The following is a 21064-nucleotide window of genomic DNA, read 5'->3' on the forward strand; positions in this document are numbered from 1 at the left end:
CACAACTTGAAAACGTAAAAACCCCGATCGATCAACGATCAGGGTCATCAGGGTGTAGAAATGCCGGTCTTCGGTTTTTTAAAGGAATCGGGGAACGAAGTAAAACATCTCTTAACGGTTTCCATGAAAAAGGTAAGAACGGCCATAAGTACGGTGTTTTGAAAGACTTCATGCTGGAAACATAAAGGAGCCAGAGGGTCACTCCCACTACATATCCTTTTAATCCAAATAACCCCGTGACAAGAAGAAGCACAAGCCTTGTTATTCGATCGGCTAGTCCTAATTCGTAACTCGGTGTAGCAAACGTACCTATAGCTGCAAGGGCTAAATACAAGACCACTTCACTTGAGAACATCCCAACCTCTACAGCCACTTGGCCAATCAATATGGCAGCTACTAACCCAAGAGCTGTTCCCAGTGTAGATGGGGTATGGATGGCTGCCATCCGCAACATGTCTATACCTACTTCGGCAATCAAAAACTGGATGATGAGCGGCAAGGTCCCCGTGTCGGTGGGTCCAATGAATGCAAGAGCTTCTGGAAGCAAATCCGGTCTCTTAGAGAAAAGAAAATACAGAGGAAGAATAAAAATGGATGCAAAGAAACCAAAAAATCGAACAGCACGTAAATACGCACCTACCAACGGTTTCTGACGATATTCTTCTGCGTGCTGTAAGTGATGCCAAAAAGTTGATGGAGTAATCATGACACTCGGTGATCCATCTATAATGACGAGAATATGCCCTTCATACAAGTGGGCAGCTGCCGTGTCGGGACGTTCTGTGTAACGGATAACTGGATAGGGGTTCCAGTAACGACCGCTGATATATTCATCAATGGTCTTTTCTGCCATCGGAAGCGCATCCGTATCAATCTCCTGCAATACGTTCTTCAATTCTTCGACACGGTCGGAGTCTGCAATATCTTTGATATAGCAAATACACACATCCGTTAATGACCGGCGGCCGACTTGCAAATATTCCATTCTCAAAGAACGGTCTCTAATCCTTCTCCTCGTTAAAGCCGTATTGAAGATAATGGTCTCTACAAAACCATCCCTCGAGCCTCTCACTACTCTCTCAAGATCAGGTTCCTGAAGCCCGCGAACAGGATAAGTGCGTGCGTCAATCATAATGATCTCATCGACGCCTTCGACCACTAATGCTGTTGGCCCTGCCAATACCCAATCTGCCGCTGCATTCAAATCTTTTTTCTTCTCTAACTCTACATAGGGAAGATGGGTTTTTAATAACTTTTCAAGGGGGTCCGGTTCCAGTTGATCAGGATCCAGCCTAGAGAGAAGCTTCATTAAATAGTGAAGAATATCATCTTTTACGAAACCATCTACAAGAAATAAGGACATCCCTCGGCCAGCGTAAACTAGGTCAAGATGAACCATGTCAAAACTTTCTTCTACTCCGAGCCGATCTTTGAGATACGATACATTTTTTTCATAACTATCAAATAAGCGTTGTTCTTCCAAAACGCATCCTCCTCTTAACCTTCTGGGCATAGTTTCTTCCAAATTCATTTATTCATACACTAAGGGAAGAGAGAGGATTATACGCATGTCCACGGTAAATGGAACATATCTTGAAATATAAATCACCTATGCAGAGAGGATGTATGAGGAGATGATGGTTTGAGAAAAGTGTGGGTACAATGGGTACTTGGTCCTTTGGCCTTAGCCATAATTATCGCAATCTATACTCAATACTTTAATGAAGAAGCGGTCATCAAATATTTTCCATTAGATGACAGAAGTGAATTTCAATCTTACGGCACATCCTTGAATTTTGCTTCCCAAGAAGATGAGGATGAATATGAAATCCTATGGAATATGTTTTCTGAAAGTGATAAAGCCATGTACTTAAGACAGGATGTCTCCCTTTTATATGTAAACGGGCGACTAAAAGGCGTGGTGAGCAAGTGGGAGGAAAACACATCAGAAATTAAGAAAGAAACGTCCTTACACGGGGAGGATAGTCAAAAATATCAGGCGATCTCTTTCCATCATGGAGAAATTCATGAGGAGAGTGGTCCGATTAAAAGCATCCAGGCAAGTTCGAAGGACGAGCTTTATGTCATTGATTCCCCTCACTCAAAGCGGACCGCATTCAAAAAACCAGCAAATCAAGAGGAGGAGGAATGGAAAAAGAGACTGGACCACTCCATTCAGCAACAACTGGAAGTTCAATGGGAAGAGTTGCTGACGCACTATGGCATAAACAAAGAAGACTACACACTTGTACCTTTGACTGATCTCGCAGACTACAAAGACAAGCCCTTACCTGGAACGAATGAAGATGTCTCTGAACGAATCAAAGGACAGCTATGGGAAGGTTTATATAAAAACTATGTGCTGGGCATCAGCGATACAAAATCTTCTCACCCGATTCAGAGCTATATTCCACTCATTCTTTTTGATAAAAAAGGGAAGCATTTGATCGTCCTTTATGAGGATGATACCGGAAAAAAACATCGGCTCATTCAGTCCTATTAACGGAGGCTGTCGTATAGTTCTTTAAAATCCTTTTGATCGGGATTAAGGTCAGCGGCTTGTTCTGCATGGTCAGCCGCTTTCTCTTCTTCACCGTCCTCCTGGTATAATAGCGCTAAATTATAATGTGCCTCTGCCATCTCAGGGGAAAGTTCTAAAACACGAAGCAAATCTTTCCTTGCTGCACTGGTCTCACCTTTTTGTAAATACGCAAAAGATCGATTAAAAAGAAGAGCAGCCTCATATTCACCAGGTTCTCCCAAAGCTTCACTAGTAATTTCAATTACTTCATCATAGGCACCCGATTGATTTAGTTCCTGCGTCTCCTGTACCTCACTAAAAACTTTCCCGCTATTGAACAGTCCCATATAACCTGTTAATGCCATACCTGAGATAAGTATTAAATAGGCAATAAGAGCAGTCAGCTGTTTAAACCCATTCTTCTGTTTAGGCATACGGACCACCGCAGTTGCAATAAAACCACCGACCATTCCACCGATATGGGCTCCATTATCGATTTGTGGAACGAGCAGCCCGAAGGAGATATTAAGTAGAACAATAAAAATAAGATTCCAGCCCATTGTTCGAAAAAACAACTGTTTATGCTGGACACCAAAAAACAAGAGGGCCCCGAACAACCCGAATATGGCACCTGATGCTCCAGCCGCAACATGAGGATTCAGCATAAAACTCGCCACACCGCCAAACAAACCTGAAAGTAAATAGATCCATGTGAAACGCCGAGTGCCATACAATTTCTCAACGGCCGTACCTAAGTAGTAAAGGGCGAACATATTCATGAATAGATGAAGAAACCCTATGTGCAGAAACATAGAAGTAGCGATTCGCCACCATTCCCCATCCATAATGGCGGGGTTGAATTTTGCGCCGTACTGTATAAGGGTTTCCACCGAAGTACTATCACCCACCCATTCAATGTAAAGAAAAATCAATACATTGACAGCAAGTAAAAAGTAGGTCATTCGAGGTTTGCCATAATCGAAGATGGACATGACTTGTTTTCTTTGATCTTGTTGTTTCTTAACAAGCTGATGCTTCAAATAGGGCAGCATGGCCTCCATTTCGCTTTCACTCACGTGTTGATCAATGAGAGGTTCATCTAATTCAAAAGCATCGTAAAGTTTTTTCTTCTCTCTAGTTTTGCTTTCATTATCCATATAGTAAAGGAAGATGGGATTTTTTTGTGAAGCGATATCTTTTTCAACATTTTCCCACTCTTCCACAGGAGGGTGTTCTGAAACATACACTACATGGAACTGAACTTTTCCGCCACGGAATAATTTTTTATTTTGAGACAACTGGCGATAAGCTTTCTCAAGGTCCCTCCGCAGCTCATTTCTCCAATTGATTTGTTTATGTGTTAAGCGGATGACATGGGTCTGCCAATCCTGCTCCTTCTCAAGCCATATTTCCCCTTGTTCTGTACTCATATTAAGCACTTGAAAATCTTGCGCTACAACAAGGTCATAGGTAAGTTTCCATAAATAATACTCTTGTTCAATAAACACGTTGCACCCCCTCAATTACACCTTCATCATATCATGTCCTTTTGTTAAGGAGCTAACTGAAAGCATTGAAAAAGCCGTCAGGAAGATACCCTGACAGCTTATTATATTCATAGCCCACGAAACATTTGTGAAAGAAATTTTTGGCGAATCCAAGGAATGTTCATGGACAAACGAACAAGAAGCTTACGAAGAAAAGGAACCTTCGTAACAATGTCCAACGCTTTGTACCGGTATTTATAAACCGTTGCTGCAACCGAGCCGATGATCATGACCCATCTGAAAAATTGACGCATCTCATCCACCTCTTCTTTAATTAGGTGAACTTATTTTTCGCTTGGGTCGTCGTCCTTATACACATAGTTATGAACAACAGGTCCCATTGCCTCTTTCAATAAGGAAGCAGACGCGTGAAACTTTTTCATTTCAACTTGATCAAGGTCCAATTCAATGATTTCTTGAATCCCTTTGCGATTTACAATCGCAGGCACACCTATATAAAGATCATCCATGCCATACTGCCCCTGTAGATAACCAGAGACTGTTAAAACTGCATTCTCATTATGAAGAATCGCTTTTGTTAATCGGACTAGCCCCATGGCAATCCCATAATGAGTCGCCCCTTTACGGGCGATAATATGATAAGCAGCATCCCTGACTTGTTCAAAAATACCTTCAAGGTCATTTTCATCATACAAATCAGGATGATCTTTAATACGGTCGAAAACAGAGCGTCCAGCTACATTTGCGTGACTCCAAACCGGAAGTTCAGAGTCTCCGTGTTCCCCCATAATATACGCATGCACATTTCGTGTATCTATATCGAAATATTCACTTAGTTTGAAACGGAGTCGGGCTGTATCCAGAATCGTCCCTGATCCAATGACACGTTCAGCAGGAAGACCGGAAAACTTCCAAGTCATATAGGTCAGAATATCAACAGGGTTTGTTGCTACCAGGAAAATACCATCGAAACCACTCTCCATAACAGAGCCAACAATGGATTTGAATATAGCCGTGTTTTTTTCAAGCAAATCCAACCTTGTTTCCCCCGGTTTCTGATTCGCTCCTGCCGTAATAACGACTAGATCAGCGCTTTCACAATCGGCATAATCCCCAAACCATATCTTCTTGTTTGAGGGGGCAAAGGCGAGACCATGATTCAGATCCATCGCATCGCCTTCAGACTTCTCTTTGTTCAAATCAATCATAACCAATTCATCCGCAACTCCCTGGTTCAATAAAGCAAACGCATAACTCGAACCCACCGCACCTGTACCGATTAATGCTACTCGATTTACATGTTCCATTCCAATCCCTCCTCCATTAATCTAACCCTATTATAACTTATAAATTTGCTCACAATTTCACAATGAATGAATGTTTTGTGAAACCTTTAGAACTAAAGATGGTATGTAAATCGTACTCCGCTTTCTGTAAGCACATATTCCACTCTTTGATCGAATTCTTCAAAAGGAAGTGGCGAGTATTTTTGTCGATCGGAAGCAATCATTACTGTTTTCCCACGAAAGCCTTCAATGAATCGATCAAAATATCCTCCTCCGTACCCTATTCTGTACCCTTTTTCATCAAATAACAGACCTGGTACAAGAAGAAGATCCATTTCATTTTTCTCCACTAAAGCTGAGCTCTCAGGCTTGGGTTCCCTTAAACCAAAATAGACTCTTTCTAATTGATCATACTTCTCCAAATGATAAAAATCCATCTCTCGATTCTGAGGAATACATTTGGGCACAACCATTTTCTTGCCGGTCCGCCATCCTTCCTCAATTATAGGCTCTGTAGACCATTCATGCGTCTGAGATAATGTAACCCCCACGACCTCAGCATTCTTCCATAGTTCGCTTTTGAACAACGTCTCATGCATTTTTGCTTCTAGATGGAGTCTATCTTTTACACTGATCTCCTGAAGAATCTTTCTTCCTTTAAACCTAAGTTCATTCTTTTCCAAACCAACACCTCCCCTTCTGCTTACATACATTGTTTAATAACAATTAGGCTCGCGAGTAGCATTTGGATATAAAAAAAACAGTAGGAAATAATCCTACTGCTTACTTTGTTTCACGGTGAAGCGTGTGCTTCCCTACGCGTGGGCTATATTTCATAAGCTCTAGACGCTCTGGGTTTTTACGCTTGTTTTTTGTGCTAATATAATTGCGGTCACCAGTTTCGGTGCATGCAAGTGTAATGTTTACGCGCATTATTATTCCTCCTAATCATAAAAGCTATTCACTGTCTCATTCACATTATCAGACTAATTCATAATACCAAAAACGATTGGACCTTTCAAGTAGTTATTCAGCTAAAAACGGTGAAATATCCCATAGCCACGCATCTGAATCTATGATATAAATAAATGTGGACAACCAAAGGAGTGATACAGCTTGATTTATGTGATTGGTACATTGGCTGCTGTTGCCCTTGGTCTTTTTATTCTTTCATACTTCATGAATGACAGGATGAAAGAACTTGAAAACCAAGTCGAACAGGTCAATATGACAATGATGCAAAGCAACTACCAGCTAAAAAAGAAAATGAAGGTTTTAGAAGAAGAGCTTCTGGCTGAAGATTTAACCCAGGAAATCATGAAACAACCTCTGAAGAAAAAAGAAACTCCCCGTAGCCTTCCCTTAGTAGATACGGTTCTATCCATGTATCAAAAGGGATATAAAACTCATTACATAGCAAAACAGACGAATTTGAGCGAGCATGATGTTCAGTCGATGATTCAACAGCAAAAAACTGGCGGTGTTCAGTCATGAAACAGTGGATACGCTCCTATTCCCTGGGCTTACTTACAGCGGTGATTGTGTTTGCTATATCCTACTGGAATATAGAAGCCGCTTCCTCTACAGCCGCAGAAAAAGAGTACACAGCGGATGAAATGATTGAAAAGCTCCAAAGTGAAGGATATCGAACATTAACTATGGACGAGTGGAAAGCTCTTAAGGAAAGTGACAACAGGGAATCATCCACACCCACCCCTGTTGAAGAGCCTGTAACGACCTTTTCTATTGACATCGTCTCAGGCACTACAACTGATGATATCAGTGAAAAATTGATCCAGGCCAATATCATAAAAGATGCAAACGAATTTGAATCCTTCATGAAAGATAATGATTACAGCCGCTACATTCAGATTGGTCAGGCTACACTAAATTCAGGAATGTCACATCAGGAAATCGCTGAAGCTATTACATCCAAATAAAAGAAGCCGCATTATAGCGGCTTCTTTTATTTTTCTTTTTTTAAAGTAGCATTCCAACTTCACCTTGAGGATCTGGAGTAATATATAGATTCCCTGTAGGAAACAATTAGCGCACGCTTATCTGCATTAATAAGATGAAATGACTTCCAGACTAAAAAGACATGAATCGAAGCCATCGATTCATGTCTTTTGTTTCTACTATTTGTTCAAATCATACGTTCTACCCTTCACCAGATAGAAGATACTTTCGCCGATGTTCGTTATATGATCAGCAAAGCGCTCAATATATCTGGCTATATAAGCCATCTGCATGATGTGCTGGATCTGCTGTGGGTTTATTGCCGTCAATTCAAGCATTTCCTTTACAATCGAACCATACTTTTTATCTACAACATCATCCATCTCAGCCAGCTTATTCGCTAACGAAATATCTTCATACTCGAATGATTTAATGGCCAGATCTACCATATCCATAGCCAGGACAGCCATTTCACGCAACTCAGGATCTACTTCAATCCCATGTTGCTCACCTAAGTGAATCGTTGCTTTCGCAATATTAGTCGAATGATCAGCCATGCGTTCCAGGTCACTGGAAATCTTAATGGCGATGATGATCCTTCTTAAATCTCTCGCTACCGGCTGTTGCTTCGCCAGCATCAAAATAGCATCATCATTTATCTTTTCTTCCTTACGATCGATGACTGCGTCATCTTCCAAGATTTTTTTTGCAGCCTCTACATCCCCTTGATACAAGACATGGATTGCTTGATCAAGTGAATCTTTTGCATCATGAGCTAACTCTTTAATTTGTTTCTTTAAGTCCTCGAGTTCTTCTTCAAAATGAACACGGATTGACATAGTATATCCCCCCTGAAAATTAGCCGAAGCGTCCAGTAATATAGTCTTCTGTTCGCTTATCGTGAGGGTTTTGGAACAAGTTATCTGTGTCAGCGAACTCTATTAATTCTCCATTTAGGAAAAAGGCTGTTTTATCTGATATACGCGCAGCTTGCTGCATGTTGTGTGTAACGATAATAATACTGTATTTTTCTTTCAACTCCTGAACAAGCTCTTCTACTTTTGCAGTAGAAATCGGGTCTAATGCTGAAGTGGGCTCGTCCATCAAGATAACATCAGGTTCAACTGCTAAAGCACGCGCGATACAAACACGCTGCTGCTGACCACCAGATAGACCATAGGCATTTTCATTTAAACGATCTTTCAGCTCATCCCAAATCGCCGCACCTCTTAAACTTTTCTCAACGATTTGATCCAATACTTCTTTCTTTTTAATCCCATGGATTCTTGGTCCATATGCTACATTATCATATACACTCTTAGGGAATGGGTTAGGTTTTTGGAACACCATTCCTACCTTTGTGCGAAGGTATTCTTCTTTATATTTACTACTGAAGATTTCCTGATCACGATACTTAATGGATCCTGATGTCTTGACGATTGGTACCATTTCAACCATGCGGTTTAATGTTTTCAAGAACGTGGATTTTCCGCAGCCGGAAGGTCCTATAATAGCTGTCACCTGCTTCTCCGGCACCTCCATGCTCACTTCATATAGAGCCTGGTCTGAGCCATACCATAAGTTCAAGTCATTCACTTCAATAATGCTATTCATTTTCTCTTTTTTAATTCCCTCTTTTTTCACCTCAGGCTTCGTAGTTCCCTGGTTTACCTTTTTATTTGTTTTCTCTTCCATTACTTTATTCATATTGAAACCCTCCTCATCCTAATTAAAGACGACGTTGATATTTGTTCCTGATCAAAACAGCAATTGAATTCATTAGTAGTAAAACGGCTAACAGAACAATAATTCCTGCTCCTGCAACAAACTGCCATTCTTCCTGCGGTCTACCTGTCCAGTTGTAAATCTGAATCGGCATGACGGTATATTTAGCCAGCAATGAGTCTGGTAAGGTGTAAATGGCAGTGGCCGCACCTACGATAATTAAGGGTGCAGTCTCACCAATGGCACGGGACAAAGCGATAATGGCACCTGTAAGAATCCCCGGAATAGCTGCAGGAAGAATAACCCGGGCAATGGTTTGCCATTTGGAAGCTCCCATACCATAAGATGCTTCCTTAATTTCAGCTGGTACTGATCGGACTGCTTCTTGAGCAGCTACTACAATGACAGGAAGAATCAACAACGCCATTGTTAAGCCACCAGCAATGAGTGTATAACCAAAGTTAAACATATAAACAAAGAAAGTTAATCCTAATAGTCCGAATACAATGGAAGGTACACCAGCTAAGTTTTGAATGTTCACTCTGATAAACTCCGTGAATTTATTTTTAGGTGCGTACTCTTCCAAATAAATGGCTGTTGCAACCCCAATGATGACGGCAAATATTGCAACAATAATCATTAAGAAAATGGATCCGATTAATCCGGCATAAATACCAGCTTCTTCTGGATATGGTGCTGGGAAGTTCAAAATATAATCAAGACTTAAATAACCAATTCCTTGAGTCAATACACGATAAAAAAGTAAGACTAGAAAGACTAATCCCACTGCAGTAGCCAGGCCGAACAAGACCATGAGGATTTTGTTGATGGCTACTCTCCCTTCCATACGTTTCTTAATATTTTGTTCATTTTGACCAAGCATCAATATTCCTCCCTGAACTTACGAGAAATGTACTGTGCAATAAGGTTCATGACGAGTGTAAAGACAAACAATGTCATTCCTACTGCATACAAACTGTAGTAAATAGTAGATCCGAAAGTGGTATCCCCTGTTGCTGCCTGGACAATGAAAGCAGTCATGGTTTGAATCGATTCTGTCGGATTGAAGGTTAGGTTAGGTGTAGCCCCTGCTGCGATCGTTACAATCATTGTTTCTCCGATAGCTCTTGAAATTGCAAGAACGATGGAAGCGATGATTCCAGAAAGTGCGGCAGGCAAGACTACCTTAAATACAACTTCCAGTTTTGTTGCACCTAATCCGTAAGCTCCTTCCCGCAAAGCATTAGGAACAGAGTTCATAGCATCTTCTGAAAGGGATGCCACCATAGGAATAATCATAATACCGACAACGAATCCACCACTAAGGGCGTTAAAAATTCCCAAATCAGGAATGAAAGATTGGAACATTGGTGTGATGAACGTCAAAGCAAAATAACCATAAACGACAGTCGGAATTCCTGCTAAAACTTCAAGCACAGGTTTAATCACACGTCTTACTTTATCATTTGCATATTCACTCAAAAATATGGCAGACATAAGTCCCAATGGTACAGCTACCAGCGTAGCAATCAAAGTGATGAGTAACGTACCACCAATCAACGGTGCGACTCCATACTCACCAGACCAAGGTGACCAGCTTGTACCTGTATAAAAATCAACTAAAGACACATTGGAAAAGAAGCCAATAGACTCTCTCAACAAAGTAAACAATATCCCTACAGTTGTTAGAACACTAACTGCAGCACAAAGAAGCAAGAAAAAAGGAATGATTTTCTCTATTCTTTCCCCAAGACTTTTCTTATTCTTATTCCTTTCGATCATTTGTTGGACGTCAATCATATTTCCCTCTGATTGTAACCCCTTGTCCATGTTAAAATCTCCTCTCATCCATAAGGCAAGGTGAGACCCCAAATTAAGTCTCACCTTCCTTTTTAGGTTTTCAAATCAATTACTCTGCCCAGCTTTTCGCTGTTTCAAGTTGTTCTTGATACTTGTCTTCAGGAAGAGCTACATATCCTACTTCTTCAGCAGCTTTTCCAGCATTGTTCAATGTGTACTCTACGAAATCACGAACTTGTGCTTTTTCTTTATAAGCATTCACGTTTACATAAGTGAATAGTGGACGGGATAGTGGTGTGTAAGAACCATCTTGAATTGTTTCAGGGTTTGGTTTTACAGCTTCATTGCCTTCTTCAGAAATTCCAAGAACTTTCAATACATCTTCGTTTTCAGCATAGTAAGCATATCCAAAGAATCCGATCGCATTTGGGTCATTTTCAATACCGCGAACAAGTACGTTATCATCTTCAGAAAGTGTAGTGTTGGAGCCTTCTTTCATTGGCTCTTCTTCAAGAATTACTTCATTGAAGTAATCGAATGTACCGGAATCATGTCCAGGGCTGAAGATCTTGATTTCTTCTTCAGGCCATTCAGGATTGATATCAGACCACATTTTAGCGTCAGAAGATTCAAGGAAAATTTGCTTCAATTGTTCAATTGTCAATTCTTCAACGAAATCATTTTGTTGGCTGACAACAACAGAAAGACCATCATATGCAAGTTCTAGTTCTTCTAGTTGAATGCCGTTTTCTTCAGCAGTTGCCTTTTCTTCTTCTTTGATAGGACGAGAAGCATTACTTAGATCAATTTCACCAACTGTAGATTTTTTGAATCCACCGCCGGAACCGGAAGAGTTAACTGTCACATTCACATCAGGGTTTTCCTGGTTGTATGTGTAAGTCAAGTTTTCCATGATCGGGAATACAGTAGAAGAGCCATCAATAGCGATTGGTCCAGATACTTCTTCAGAACCTTCAGCGTTTGAACCTTCTTCTGAGTTGTTGCCTTCTTCAGCTGCTGGTTCCTCTTCGGATCCTCCGCATGCAGCAAGTACTCCGAGCACTAGGATGAACATTAGCATTAGTGCTAAACTTTTAAAGTTTTTCATTTCTTTCTCCCCCTATTTTTGTGGTTATGTTTTGTGTCTGGCTGCTTGGCCAACTCACATTTTATATATTAACGAGAGAGTTTTAATGACATATGAACCAAACGTAAAGGTTTTGTAAATTGGCGATTTTTGTTGAATAAATACCCTTATATTTGTATTTTCCACATGATTTTCTCGTTCATATATAAAAAAAGAGTGATACTTGTCGTATCACTCCTCAGTTTCTGCTTCTTCATCTGAATTATTCGTTTGTATTCCGTTTTCCTTACGTTCCTCTTTCAATTCAAAATACGCTTGGCCAATCCGGGCGCCAATGTTATTACTTATATTAAATGTGCTTGATGCCTCTTCTCCTAAATAAGGAGAGACAATGGAAAAAGCAATCTCCGGATCATTGGAAGGTGCATATCCAACCAAGGTTTTATTTAAAAGATTCTTATAGGTTGTTCTTTCACCATTTTCATCAAACTCCGCTTTAAATGATTGTGCTGTTCCTGTTTTTACAGCCATATTGTATTTTGCATAAGGTTCTTTTGAGAACACATGACTGGCTGTACCCTGATTCGTTTGAGCAACTTGCCTGAACCCTTCCTGGACTCTTTCAATATATGCTTGATCCATTTCAATCTGGTTCAATACCTGCGGGCTGTAATCTTTATACAAAGGACCCAACCCAGGTTCAAGTGACGGCTCATGAATACTCTTCACCAATCTAGGCTGCATTCTGTCACCACCGTTTGCTATGGTGGATACATATTGATTCAACTGCATCGGTGTATAGGTACTGAATTGGCCGATGGAAAAGTCCAAGATGTGTCCAGGGTTCCCAGGCTCGCCTGTAACCCCTAAGCCTTCATAAGGAAAATCAATCCCCGTTTTAGCACCAAGTCCGAGCTGGTTAAAATTATAAATGAATTTGTCAAACGTGCCTGCTCTTAATGACAGGGAGTTCATATCATAATTGTTACTATACTCCCCTCCCAAATACATCGCAAGGAAGTACATATACACGTTCGATGATTGTTGAAGTGCTGCAATATCATTGACTGTACCTATATTATTCGTGTAGGAACCTTTTTGATCTCCAGCAATTGTAATAGGTCTATCATTGATCCAGGTATTAGGTGTCACAGCCCCTTCGTGTAATCCAGTCAGAACAGTAGCTCCTTTTACTACCGATCCAGGCATATAGGAATTATAAAGCGCCTGGTGGGAGGTGTCTGAGAATCTGGATTCTCCTTCTTCAGGAGTTCTATTATAGGTTTGACCTGTAATCGCTAGTATTTCACCTGTATTTGGGTCAGAAACGACCGCCACCGCATTTTCCAGGTGTCTATTTGGGCCGGGAGCCTCGCGAATCGCTGCTTCCAGCTCCTCCTGAACAATCTTATTCACTCTTTCCTGCAACTCCATATCAATGGTTAAAACGAGGTCTTTCCCTTTCTGCCCCTCACGGATAACCCTTGAATCAATGACTTGATTATTTTTATCGGTTTCATATTGCACTTTTTCTTTCGTGCCCCTCAGAACATCCTCATACTCTTGTTCTAGCCCGCTTGTACCTACACGGTCATTACGACTGTAATCCAGCGACATGAAATAATCCAGTTGATCTCTCGGTACCCCCTGTTCTTTTGAAGTAATGCTACCGATATAGCTGCGGAAAGTTGAATCGTACGGATATGTACGCTCCCAATCTGAGGTTACATTGATCCCCGGTAACTCTGCTAAGTGCTCGGCTACTACAGAATATTCCCTTTCAGAAATATCAGCATTCTTCAATACGTGAGGAGCTAAAGCGTAGGCTTTATCTAATTCCTTTTTAATTGCTATGATTTCTTTCGTTTGATTGTCATAGCCGGCAATTTCGTTTTCCTTAATACTATCTAACTGAAGTTGGTAGACTTCACCATTATCCAAATCAGACGTCTCTTCATTTTCAATACGTGCCGTGACTTCTTCCTGATTTTGAAGGAAGAAATATTCCTTCAAATCTCTATCCGTTAACTTTCCTTCAAATTCCATATCTATATACTTAGATATTTCTTCCGCTAACTGCAGCTTGTCTGTAGGCTGCACACCTTTTGGAGGGGTGTAGGTAATCGAATACAATGGCTGGTTATCAACCACTACACGTCCATACCGGTCATACATTTCTCCCCTTGGAACAGGTATGCTAGTCGTTGTGTTTTCTGTTCGGTCAATTTCATCCTGGGCCTCTTCTCCGTTAAGAATTTGAACGACCCCGAGTTGTAGTATAATCCCAGCAAATATAAGGAATACAACAAAAAACACCACGTTCAATCGGAAAGAAAGGTGTGACTTGTGTTTATTTTTGTTTTTATGCTTCTTCCCCATGAACTTCTCTCCTTCTTTTTATGCTTCATTCATTATAGCATTTTTCATGCACCATAGAATAGACGAAGCTCATGGGTTATTGGTTTCAATTATGTGTCGATTCCTTGCACTGAGTGTCAATACCCTTAACAAAGAAATAGATGAAGAAATGTCCCCCTCCGACAAGTAACAGAATATACGGTATACCTGTTTCTGGTGGGATCAAAGTAATCGCAAAAAGAAAAATCACAATCGATAAAACTCTTCCGAAATTCAGGAAGATCTCGCGCACAACAATATATTCGATTCTCATTTCGGCAGCATTCCATGATTTCCCTATCACATCATAGGTCAATGATATATATGGCACATAGAGCATAGGAAAGAAAACCCCTGCAACTCCTGCATAGATAAGCAATAGAGCCATGGTATCACTGAACAGCAGGATCAAGACGCTCAAATATAAAGCCAATCCAGATATGAGGATTGCCTTCTTCCTGCGCCTGGGTTTAACCCAACGACTCACAAGGAAGTAAAAGAGAAAAGAAAAACCGGAATAAACCAGATTAAACACACCTAAAGACAATTCATCTTCAGTCATTAAGAAGATCCAGATAGAGACGGCAAATAAAAAGGTCCCTTCTCGAAATCCCTGCGAAACATGAGCATTTAAAATCCGTCTCCAATTTGAGTTGTTTTTTCTCTCTGTAACGATCCTACGGAAGGAGAAATGACCTTTGGCCTTCCTTCTTGATATCCCGAAACTTACAAGAACAGCAACAATGAACAAGCCGAAAGAAATGGTGAAAATTACGGTATATCCCGTGAAGTTGTTCAATCTGGAAATGATATAACCGGCAAGTAACGGCCCAGTCATTCCTCCAAGAGATTGCAGCACCCCTAAAAACCCATTGAAAAAATCACGGGTATCCGGTTCGGTAATTTCAAAGGTCAATACATTGTAGGCAAGCCAATAGAACCCATACCCTACCCCCAATAGTGATCCAAGCATAATATTAAATGTGGCTGCCCGCTCCCCAACAAGCAAAACGGTTAAAAAAAACAAAGAGAGAAAGGTCACTCCTGTTCTCAATACGATCACACGATCTATTCGCTTTGCACACTTTCCCGCTATTATGAAAGTTATTGGTTGTAAAACATAAATGGCTAAATTATAAAGAGCTATGTCAATGTAGCTATTGGATTGTTTCCATAAGTATATATTCACAAATGTACTGGATAAGAATATACCGAGAGAGTATAAGCCTCCAATGAGAAGTAACAGCAATAAATCTTTTGATACATTTTCGTGGCTGAGCCACACACGCAGCTTACTCACCATATCCATGTCTCCTTTGTGTTCACCTTTAGTGTTTTCAGAACAAAAGGAGATATACAAAAAGAGAGGCATGGATTAATATCCATGCCTCTCCGTAATTTTCAATTATTTAGCTGCGTCGAAACGCTTTGCTACTTCATCCCAATTTACAACGTTCCAGAATGCTGAAACGTAGTCAGGACGACGGTTTTGGTAGTTCAGGTAGTACGCATGCTCCCAAACATCAAGACCTAAAATTGGAGTTTTACCTTCCATAATCGGAGAATCCTGGTTAAGAGTATCGATTACTTCAAGGTCACCATTATTGACTACTAACCAAGCCCAACCAGATCCGAAGCGGCCTTTTGCCGTTTCTTCAAATTTTTCTTTGAACTGGTCCAAACCGCCGAACGTATCATTGATTTTCGTAGCAAGATCGCCTGTTGGCTCACCGCCACCATTCGGAGACATGATTGTCCAGAAAAGGCTGTGGTTAGCGTGGCCTCCACCGTTTCTACGAACCGCTGTGCGGATATCTTCCGGTACAACAGAAAGATTATTGGAAAGAAGCTCTTCCAAGGACTTGTCTTGAAGATCTGCATGTCCCTCAAGTGCATTGTTAAGCTTTGTCACATATCCGTTGTGGTGCTTCGTATGGTGGATGTTCATTGTTTCCTTATCAATAGTAGGTTCTAGAGCATCATAAGCATAAGGTAGTTCTGGTAGTTCAAATTTAGCCATAATGTAACTCCTCCTTTAAAATAATATGTAAAACAGAAGCATTCCGCTTCACATTTTACATTATCAAACGGAAAATTGATTAGCAAATGTTTTGCATCACGATATTAAGAATTCCCTGAAAAGAAATTTTAAAACATAAAAAAACAATCAAGAAACACTTGATTGTCTAGAAGAGTGGCTCGGGACGGAATCGAACCGCCGACACACGGATTTTCAGTCCGTTGCTCTACCGACTGAGCTACCGAGCCATGATAAACATTCATTTTCATTGTTGATTTGACTCCATATCTCGTTTCAATATATATGGAGATGTTCTGCTCTCATAAGGGTAATTATGTATTATGGCGGAGGAGGAGGGATTCGAACCCCCGCGGGCCGTAAAGCCCCTGGCGGTTTTCAAGACCGCTCCCTTCAGCCAAACTTGGGTACTCCTCCGGAACATGTTGTGGTGGACCCTGCAGGACTCGAACCTGCGACCGATCGGTTATGAGCCGATAGCTCTAACCAGCTGAGCTAAGGGTCCACATGGGGCGGTTGATGGGAATCGAACCCACGAATGCCGGAACCACAATCCGGTGCGTTAACCACTTCGCCACAACCGCCACGTTTTTATTTATGTATATATGGTGGCGGTGGAGGGAATCGAACCCACGACCTCACGGGTATGAACCGTACGCTCTAGCCAGCTGAGCTACACCGCCAATTAGTATCGCTTATGAGCGACTTAAATAATATAACATTTATATATAAATGCGTCAACTGTTTTTTTCTTTCAAATCAGCGACAAAAATAATATATCACGCCCTCCCTTTCCTTTCAAGAGTTTTTTTAAGAAAAGTATGGAATTGTATAGACTTTCACATAAACTTCTTTTGCACGGGACTAAGTTTCGGGATATTTGAATGGGATTAGAGACTGCAGGAAAAGAAGTTTTTCACCGGGATAAACTAAAATATTTCTATCTGATCTAAGGTCTGGGCAATGATTTATAGAGATTTTTGATAGTTACCGCCATCATATATCACTTATTTTCAACAAAAAAGGCGGCTGTAAAAGCCGCCTTTCTCCATTATAGACTTTCTTTTTCTCCTAACACTTCTTCAGCAATATTCACGGCATGGTCACCGATACGTTCTAAGTTGCTGATCATATCTACAAATACAATACCTGCTTGCCCGGTACAAACACCCTCATTCAAACGAATGATGTGTTTCTTACGATAACTACGTTCCATGCGGTCCAATTCATTTTCTTTTTGGACTACGGCCAGCGCTTCTTCGCGGCTCATCGTTTCAAGCGATCTGGTCGCCTGCTTAACGGTCATTAATGTTAAATCAAACATCGTATTTAAATCCTCGATAGCCTGAGGAGTAAGGTTCACTTTATTGGAGTTCTTATAATCGATCAACTCAATGATATTCTCAAAATGGTCACCAATACGTTCTAAATCTCTAACAGAATCCATTAGGGCCGAATGCTTATGACTCTCCTCATCGGAAAGAGAAGCTTGAGATAGATCAACCAGATAATCCGTAATTTTGCGATCAAGGTTGTTCAAAGCATCTTCAATTTGCATAGCCAGTTCAGAATGCTTTTGTTGTTTATTGTTCAAGTATAGGCTTGTTTCTTCAAGGCCTTTATAAGCATATTCACCCATTCTTACAACTTCTTCTTTTGCTTGATCTAAAGCAAGGGATGGAGATTGCTCAATAAAAATCGGATCTAAATGCTGTGGTTTATGATCAATTTCCGAATCCTGTCCTGGTACCAGTTTAATGACAATCCATGCGAGGACTGCAATAAACGGGAATTGGACAACCGCATTAGCAATGTTGAAGGATCCGTGGGCAAAGGCAATGGTCATTTCGGGCTCCAGATCCATACTTGTTTGCAACCAGTTCACATACCGCTCAAATGGAACTAGAAAAATCAAGAATACGGTGGCACCTAACACGTTGAATATAACGTGAGCAAAGGCAGCTCGCTTCGCTCCGACACTTGCACCGATGGATGCAAGAACGGCCGTGATCGTTGTACCGATATTATCACCAAACAATACAGGGATGGCTGCTTGTAAATCGACAAGCCCTTCTCCCAGCAACGTCTGCAAAATTCCGATGGTTGCACTGGAGCTTTGTACGATTACCGTGAATAAGGTACCTACAATAACACCCAAAATCGGGTTATCACTCATGCTTACCGTCAAATCCTGGAAAGCTTGTAATGATCGTAGTGGTTTCACCCCTCCGCTCATCACTTCAAGTCCAAAGAACAAAGCACCTAGACCGAAGATGGTCTGACCAAAGTTCGCGACTTTTTTACTTTTGAAAAAGAATAGCAGGAAAGCACCAACAGCAAGGATTGGAAGTCCATAAGCTTTAATATCTATACCAATAATAAATGCAGTCATGGTTGTACCAATGTTGGCACCCATAATAACACCAATCGCTTGTCTGAATGTCATGAATCCCGCATTGACAAGACCAACCGTCAAAACGGTTGTCGTACTACTACTCTGCAAAAGAATCGTAACGACGGTACCCGCGATCACACCCATAAATGGATTGCTCGTGAAACGGTCTAATAGTTCCCTCAAACGATCTCCCGCTGTACGTTGTAGTCCATCCGCCATATACTTTAAGCCGAATAGAAAGATACCGAGTCCACCGATGAATTCAAATATCATCTGTTGCACATCGATTTCCATGTTCTCCACCCTTTCCTCATCCAAGTTTCATCATTTTTCTCTTTATTTAAACAACCTCACTCATATTAACCATGGAAAAAACTTTTGTAAAGGTAATTCACGAATCTTAACATTAAATTTACATTCGCATAATACTGAAGCAAATTTCGTGTGTTATCCGAATTTTCCAATAAAAAAAGGCCCTTAAGAGGACCTTTTATGATGCCTTTTCCTTCATTAGATAATCTGCTTCCTGTTTTTCTCCTGCGGCATTGTTTTGCTGCTCTGAGTATTCTTTGTTCTCAAATTGATTGGACGCAATGATAAACGAAAGCTCCTGTGTGAGTCCAATCCATTCAGTCGAAAAAGCATCAAAGGTTTGCATTGTTCTCTGCTGACGGTCAGAAGTATCCACTAGTTTCCCTGTGGAAAGAACCTGGTTTGAGATCACTTTTTTCATGCCTTCAATTACGTTCTCCATTCGTGGCATAACCTCTCCGCCTTCTTTTAACTGATGTTTGGTGGTTTCCAATTGTAAATTAAACGCACTCATACCTTCTGATAAATGCTCGAAAGCATCCTTCGATATATCCATTTGGTGCTGTCGATCTAGAATATCCCTTTCCATTTGGTCAAATTGATTGGAAAGCTCTCCCCCGAGCGACATCACATCCTTCATCCGTTGATCGATGTCAACAGCCGCTGTTCTTGACCGATCTGCCAGGCGTCTAACTTCCTGAGCCACTACTGCGAATCCTTTTCCTTGCTCTCCAGCACGAGCGGCTTCAATAGAAGCATTCAATGCAAGCATCCTCGTTTGCTCTGCAATCTCCTGAATTTTGTTTCCAGAATCTTGGATGTTCGACATGTAGTCTTGAAAAGATACCACTCTCGAAGTCATTCCGTGAATTTCGTGTCTCAAACTTTGAAAACATTGATTGACCTGTTCGACTCCTCCATTCCCCGAATGCACCGCTTCATTCATCCGTTCCTGTTCTCCGAAAAGGTTTTCCAACGTATGATGTAACTGACCGAAGACTTTGTTCAATTCATCGAACACTTCTTTTTGGCTATCCATATATTCCGAAGTCAGGTCACTTCCGTCTTGAACTTGATTCACACTTTTCCGTAAATCTTCATAGACAAGCTTCAACTCCTGAGAGGAATCATCCATCTTTTCCCCTCCCTTTCCCAGTTGGTCGACAGTCCCTTGAAGAGAGTCCAAAATAGATGCAATCTTATGTATAAGTTCTTCGTAACTTTTTCTTAACGACTGGATCTCAGGAAGACTCGTACTAATGGAACCTGCCTCACTTAAAACACCATTCCTCGCTTGCTTCATAACAAGCTGCATCTGTTTCACTGGGTGAACAATCCTCCCCACAATAAAATAAACAATCACTCCGATCGCAAGGACGGTAATAAAGCCTAATATTAATGTGTACAAGGCCAATTGGCGTACTCCACTCATAAAATCCTTCTCGGGTACTCCTAGAACATAGATTCCTTGCAGTTCTTGGACGGGTGCGTAGGAAAGTATGTATTTCTCCCCTTTCAACTCTACAGTTTCTGTGCCATTCTCTTTATTCAACAGATCCTGCGAAAGTGATTCTGGTAAAGAAGTTTCATCCATGGACGGGTAGGAATATACCCCACTGTTATTTACAAAATAAGCTTCAGAAGATAAACCATCTTGTTGGATTTCTGCTTGTTGTGCATTCGAATACCCTTCCATTCTTCTTGAGAATTCTTCCTGATCTCCAACAAAGGCATACATCAATTGCTCTGCCACATCCTGAGCCATCAGCAACTCACGTTCCAGACGGTCTTGAACCAGATCTACTTGATTTTCCTTAGCTTTCGTATAAGAAAAGAAACCAATCAATGAAACTGAAATAAGCACAAGGGCACAAACAATGACTGTCAACCTGATTTGCAAATTGATTTGAGGCCATTGAACTTTTGGAATTCTTGATTTGAGTCTTATCGAGTCTTTCATAAAATAAACACTCCATCTCTTTGATTGATTGCACAAACAAAGTATGACGACAGAGTGTTAAGGAATTGTTAATAAT

Annotated in this window: 19 protein-coding genes and 5 tRNA genes; 3 read left to right on the forward strand and 21 right to left on the reverse strand. The window is 40.9% G+C overall.

Annotated features, from left to right (window positions below; genetic code table 11):
- Window positions 1-31 precede the first annotated feature (31 nt).
- Entirely contained in the window at window positions 32-1513 is a 1482-nt protein-coding gene (locus GLW00_RS13695; protein ID WP_160915000.1) for a spore germination protein, read from the reverse strand.
- A 138-nt stretch (window positions 1514-1651) separates the two neighbouring features.
- Between GLW00_RS13695 and GLW00_RS13700 the strand changes: the two genes are divergently transcribed.
- The gene (locus GLW00_RS13700; protein WP_335808484.1) at window positions 1652-2503 is read left to right on the forward strand and encodes a hypothetical protein; all 852 of its coding nucleotides are present in this window, start codon (window positions 1652-1654) and stop codon (window positions 2501-2503) included.
- Here the strand turns inward: GLW00_RS13700 and GLW00_RS20905 are convergent.
- From GLW00_RS20905 to rpmG, 5 genes are all read right to left on the reverse strand, one after another.
- Entirely contained in the window at window positions 2500-4029 is a 1530-nt protein-coding gene (locus GLW00_RS20905; RefSeq protein ID WP_160915004.1) for a rhomboid family intramembrane serine protease, read from the reverse strand. The two genes, GLW00_RS13700 and GLW00_RS20905, sit on opposite strands and share 4 nt — an antisense overlap.
- Before the next feature lie 107 nt (window positions 4030-4136).
- Entirely contained in the window at window positions 4137-4322 is a 186-nt protein-coding gene (gene yqgO / locus GLW00_RS13710) for a protein YqgO (protein WP_160915006.1), read from the reverse strand.
- A 30-nt stretch (window positions 4323-4352) separates the two neighbouring features.
- Window positions 4353-5336: an L-lactate dehydrogenase gene (locus GLW00_RS13715; protein ID WP_160915008.1), complete on the reverse strand. Its 984-nt coding sequence runs from the start codon at window positions 5334-5336 to the stop codon at window positions 4353-4355.
- A gap of 92 nt (window positions 5337-5428) precedes the next feature.
- Window positions 5429-5998, reverse strand: a complete 570-nt coding sequence (locus GLW00_RS13720; RefSeq protein ID WP_160915009.1) for a 5-formyltetrahydrofolate cyclo-ligase — start codon at window positions 5996-5998, stop codon at window positions 5429-5431.
- Window positions 5999-6098: 100 nt separating this feature from the next.
- A complete protein-coding gene (gene rpmG, locus GLW00_RS13725; protein WP_035509116.1) occupies window positions 6099-6248 on the reverse strand; it encodes a 50S ribosomal protein L33 in 150 nt (49 codons plus the stop codon).
- Window positions 6249-6431: 183 nt separating this feature from the next.
- On the opposite strand from rpmG, the gene GLW00_RS20540 reads away from it, so the two are divergent.
- Window positions 6432-6809 carry a hypothetical protein gene (locus GLW00_RS20540; protein WP_202412504.1) on the forward strand — a complete coding sequence of 126 codons (378 nt, stop codon included), beginning with the start codon at window positions 6432-6434 and terminating at the stop codon, window positions 6807-6809.
- Window positions 6806-7255 carry an endolytic transglycosylase MltG gene (locus GLW00_RS13735; protein WP_160915011.1) on the forward strand — a complete coding sequence of 150 codons (450 nt, stop codon included), beginning with the start codon at window positions 6806-6808 and terminating at the stop codon, window positions 7253-7255. Before GLW00_RS20540 ends, GLW00_RS13735 begins: the two co-directional genes overlap by 4 nt.
- A 198-nt stretch (window positions 7256-7453) precedes the next feature.
- Here the strand turns inward: GLW00_RS13735 and phoU are convergent, their stop codons facing one another.
- From phoU to GLW00_RS13810, 15 genes are all read right to left on the reverse strand, one after another.
- Window positions 7454-8113 carry a phosphate signaling complex protein PhoU gene (gene phoU, locus GLW00_RS13740; RefSeq protein WP_160915013.1) on the reverse strand — a complete coding sequence of 220 codons (660 nt, stop codon included), beginning with the start codon at window positions 8111-8113 and terminating at the stop codon, window positions 7454-7456.
- 19 nt (window positions 8114-8132) lie between these two features.
- Window positions 8133-8981, reverse strand: coding sequence for a phosphate ABC transporter ATP-binding protein PstB (pstB, locus tag GLW00_RS13745; RefSeq protein WP_160915015.1), 849 nt, complete (start codon window positions 8979-8981; stop codon window positions 8133-8135).
- 22 nt (window positions 8982-9003) lie between these two features.
- Complete coding sequence (pstA, locus tag GLW00_RS13750) at window positions 9004-9882, reverse strand: phosphate ABC transporter permease PstA (RefSeq protein ID WP_160915017.1); 879 nt, start codon at window positions 9880-9882, stop codon at window positions 9004-9006.
- The gene (gene pstC / locus GLW00_RS13755; protein WP_160915019.1) at window positions 9882-10829 is read right to left on the reverse strand and encodes a phosphate ABC transporter permease subunit PstC; all 948 of its coding nucleotides are present in this window, start codon (window positions 10827-10829) and stop codon (window positions 9882-9884) included. Before pstC ends, pstA begins: the two co-directional genes overlap by 1 nt.
- A gap of 79 nt (window positions 10830-10908) precedes the next feature.
- Window positions 10909-11907 (reverse strand): PstS family phosphate ABC transporter substrate-binding protein, encoded by a 999-nt coding sequence (locus tag GLW00_RS13760; RefSeq protein ID WP_160915021.1) that lies wholly within the window; start codon window positions 11905-11907, stop codon window positions 10909-10911.
- 210 nt (window positions 11908-12117) lie between these two features.
- Window positions 12118-14265 (reverse strand): peptidoglycan D,D-transpeptidase FtsI family protein, encoded by a 2148-nt coding sequence (locus GLW00_RS13765; RefSeq protein ID WP_160915023.1) that lies wholly within the window; start codon window positions 14263-14265, stop codon window positions 12118-12120.
- An 85-nt stretch (window positions 14266-14350) separates the two neighbouring features.
- Window positions 14351-15586, reverse strand: coding sequence for an MFS transporter (locus GLW00_RS13770; RefSeq protein ID WP_160915025.1), 1236 nt, complete (start codon window positions 15584-15586; stop codon window positions 14351-14353).
- 102 nt (window positions 15587-15688) lie between these two features.
- On the reverse strand, window positions 15689-16303 hold the full coding sequence (locus GLW00_RS13775; protein WP_146812835.1) for a superoxide dismutase: 615 nt from the start codon (window positions 16301-16303) through the stop codon (window positions 15689-15691).
- 175 nt (window positions 16304-16478) lie between these two features.
- Window positions 16479-16551: transfer RNA gene (locus GLW00_RS13780), tRNA-Phe, on the reverse strand.
- Window positions 16552-16645: 94 nt separating this feature from the next.
- A tRNA-Ser gene (locus GLW00_RS13785) sits at window positions 16646-16738 on the reverse strand.
- Between the two features lie 11 nt (window positions 16739-16749).
- Window positions 16750-16826 (reverse strand) — tRNA-Ile (locus GLW00_RS13790).
- Between the two features lie 3 nt (window positions 16827-16829).
- Window positions 16830-16905: transfer RNA gene (locus GLW00_RS13795), tRNA-His, on the reverse strand.
- A 22-nt stretch (window positions 16906-16927) separates the two neighbouring features.
- Window positions 16928-17004, reverse strand: a tRNA-Met gene (locus GLW00_RS13800).
- A 368-nt stretch (window positions 17005-17372) separates the two neighbouring features.
- Entirely contained in the window at window positions 17373-19010 is a 1638-nt protein-coding gene (locus GLW00_RS13805; RefSeq protein WP_160915027.1) for a Na/Pi cotransporter family protein, read from the reverse strand.
- Window positions 19011-19206: 196 nt separating this feature from the next.
- Window positions 19207-20988 carry a methyl-accepting chemotaxis protein gene (locus GLW00_RS13810; RefSeq protein ID WP_160915029.1) on the reverse strand — a complete coding sequence of 594 codons (1782 nt, stop codon included), beginning with the start codon at window positions 20986-20988 and terminating at the stop codon, window positions 19207-19209.
- Window positions 20989-21064: the final 76 nt, after the last annotated feature.

It is taken from the genome of Halobacillus litoralis (assembly GCF_009856445.1).
GTDB lineage: Bacteria > Bacillota > Bacilli > Bacillales > Halobacillaceae > Halobacillus > Halobacillus litoralis.

What these genes read in the sequence shown, in the direction of transcription:
- GLW00_RS13695 (WP_160915000.1), bottom strand. Translation starts at nt 1,513, where the DNA reads ATGCCCAGAAGGTTAAGAGGAGGATGCGTTTTGGAAGAACAACGCTTA.
- yqgO (WP_160915006.1), bottom strand. Translation starts at nt 4,322, where the DNA reads ATGCGTCAATTTTTCAGATGGGTCATGATCATCGGCTCGGTTGCAGCA.
- GLW00_RS13715 (WP_160915008.1), bottom strand. Translation starts at nt 5,336, where the DNA reads ATGGAACATGTAAATCGAGTAGCATTAATCGGTACAGGTGCGGTGGGT.
- rpmG (WP_035509116.1), bottom strand. Translation starts at nt 6,248, where the DNA reads ATGCGCGTAAACATTACACTTGCATGCACCGAAACTGGTGACCGCAAT.
- GLW00_RS13735 (WP_160915011.1), top strand. Translation starts at nt 6,806, where the DNA reads ATGAAACAGTGGATACGCTCCTATTCCCTGGGCTTACTTACAGCGGTG.
- phoU (WP_160915013.1), bottom strand. Translation starts at nt 8,113, where the DNA reads ATGTCAATCCGTGTTCATTTTGAAGAAGAACTCGAGGACTTAAAGAAA.
- pstB (WP_160915015.1), bottom strand. Translation starts at nt 8,981, where the DNA reads ATGAATAAAGTAATGGAAGAGAAAACAAATAAAAAGGTAAACCAGGGA.
- pstA (WP_160915017.1), bottom strand. Translation starts at nt 9,882, where the DNA reads ATGCTTGGTCAAAATGAACAAAATATTAAGAAACGTATGGAAGGGAGA.
- pstC (WP_160915019.1), bottom strand. Translation starts at nt 10,829, where the DNA reads ATGGACAAGGGGTTACAATCAGAGGGAAATATGATTGACGTCCAACAA.
- GLW00_RS13760 (WP_160915021.1), bottom strand. Translation starts at nt 11,907, where the DNA reads ATGAAAAACTTTAAAAGTTTAGCACTAATGCTAATGTTCATCCTAGTG.
- GLW00_RS13765 (WP_160915023.1), bottom strand. Translation starts at nt 14,265, where the DNA reads ATGGGGAAGAAGCATAAAAACAAAAATAAACACAAGTCACACCTTTCT.
- GLW00_RS13770 (WP_160915025.1), bottom strand. Translation starts at nt 15,586, where the DNA reads ATGGTGAGTAAGCTGCGTGTGTGGCTCAGCCACGAAAATGTATCAAAA.
- GLW00_RS13775 (WP_146812835.1), bottom strand. Translation starts at nt 16,303, where the DNA reads ATGGCTAAATTTGAACTACCAGAACTACCTTATGCTTATGATGCTCTA.
- GLW00_RS13805 (WP_160915027.1), bottom strand. Translation starts at nt 19,010, where the DNA reads ATGGAAATCGATGTGCAACAGATGATATTTGAATTCATCGGTGGACTC.
- GLW00_RS13810 (WP_160915029.1), bottom strand. Translation starts at nt 20,988, where the DNA reads ATGAAAGACTCGATAAGACTCAAATCAAGAATTCCAAAAGTTCAATGG.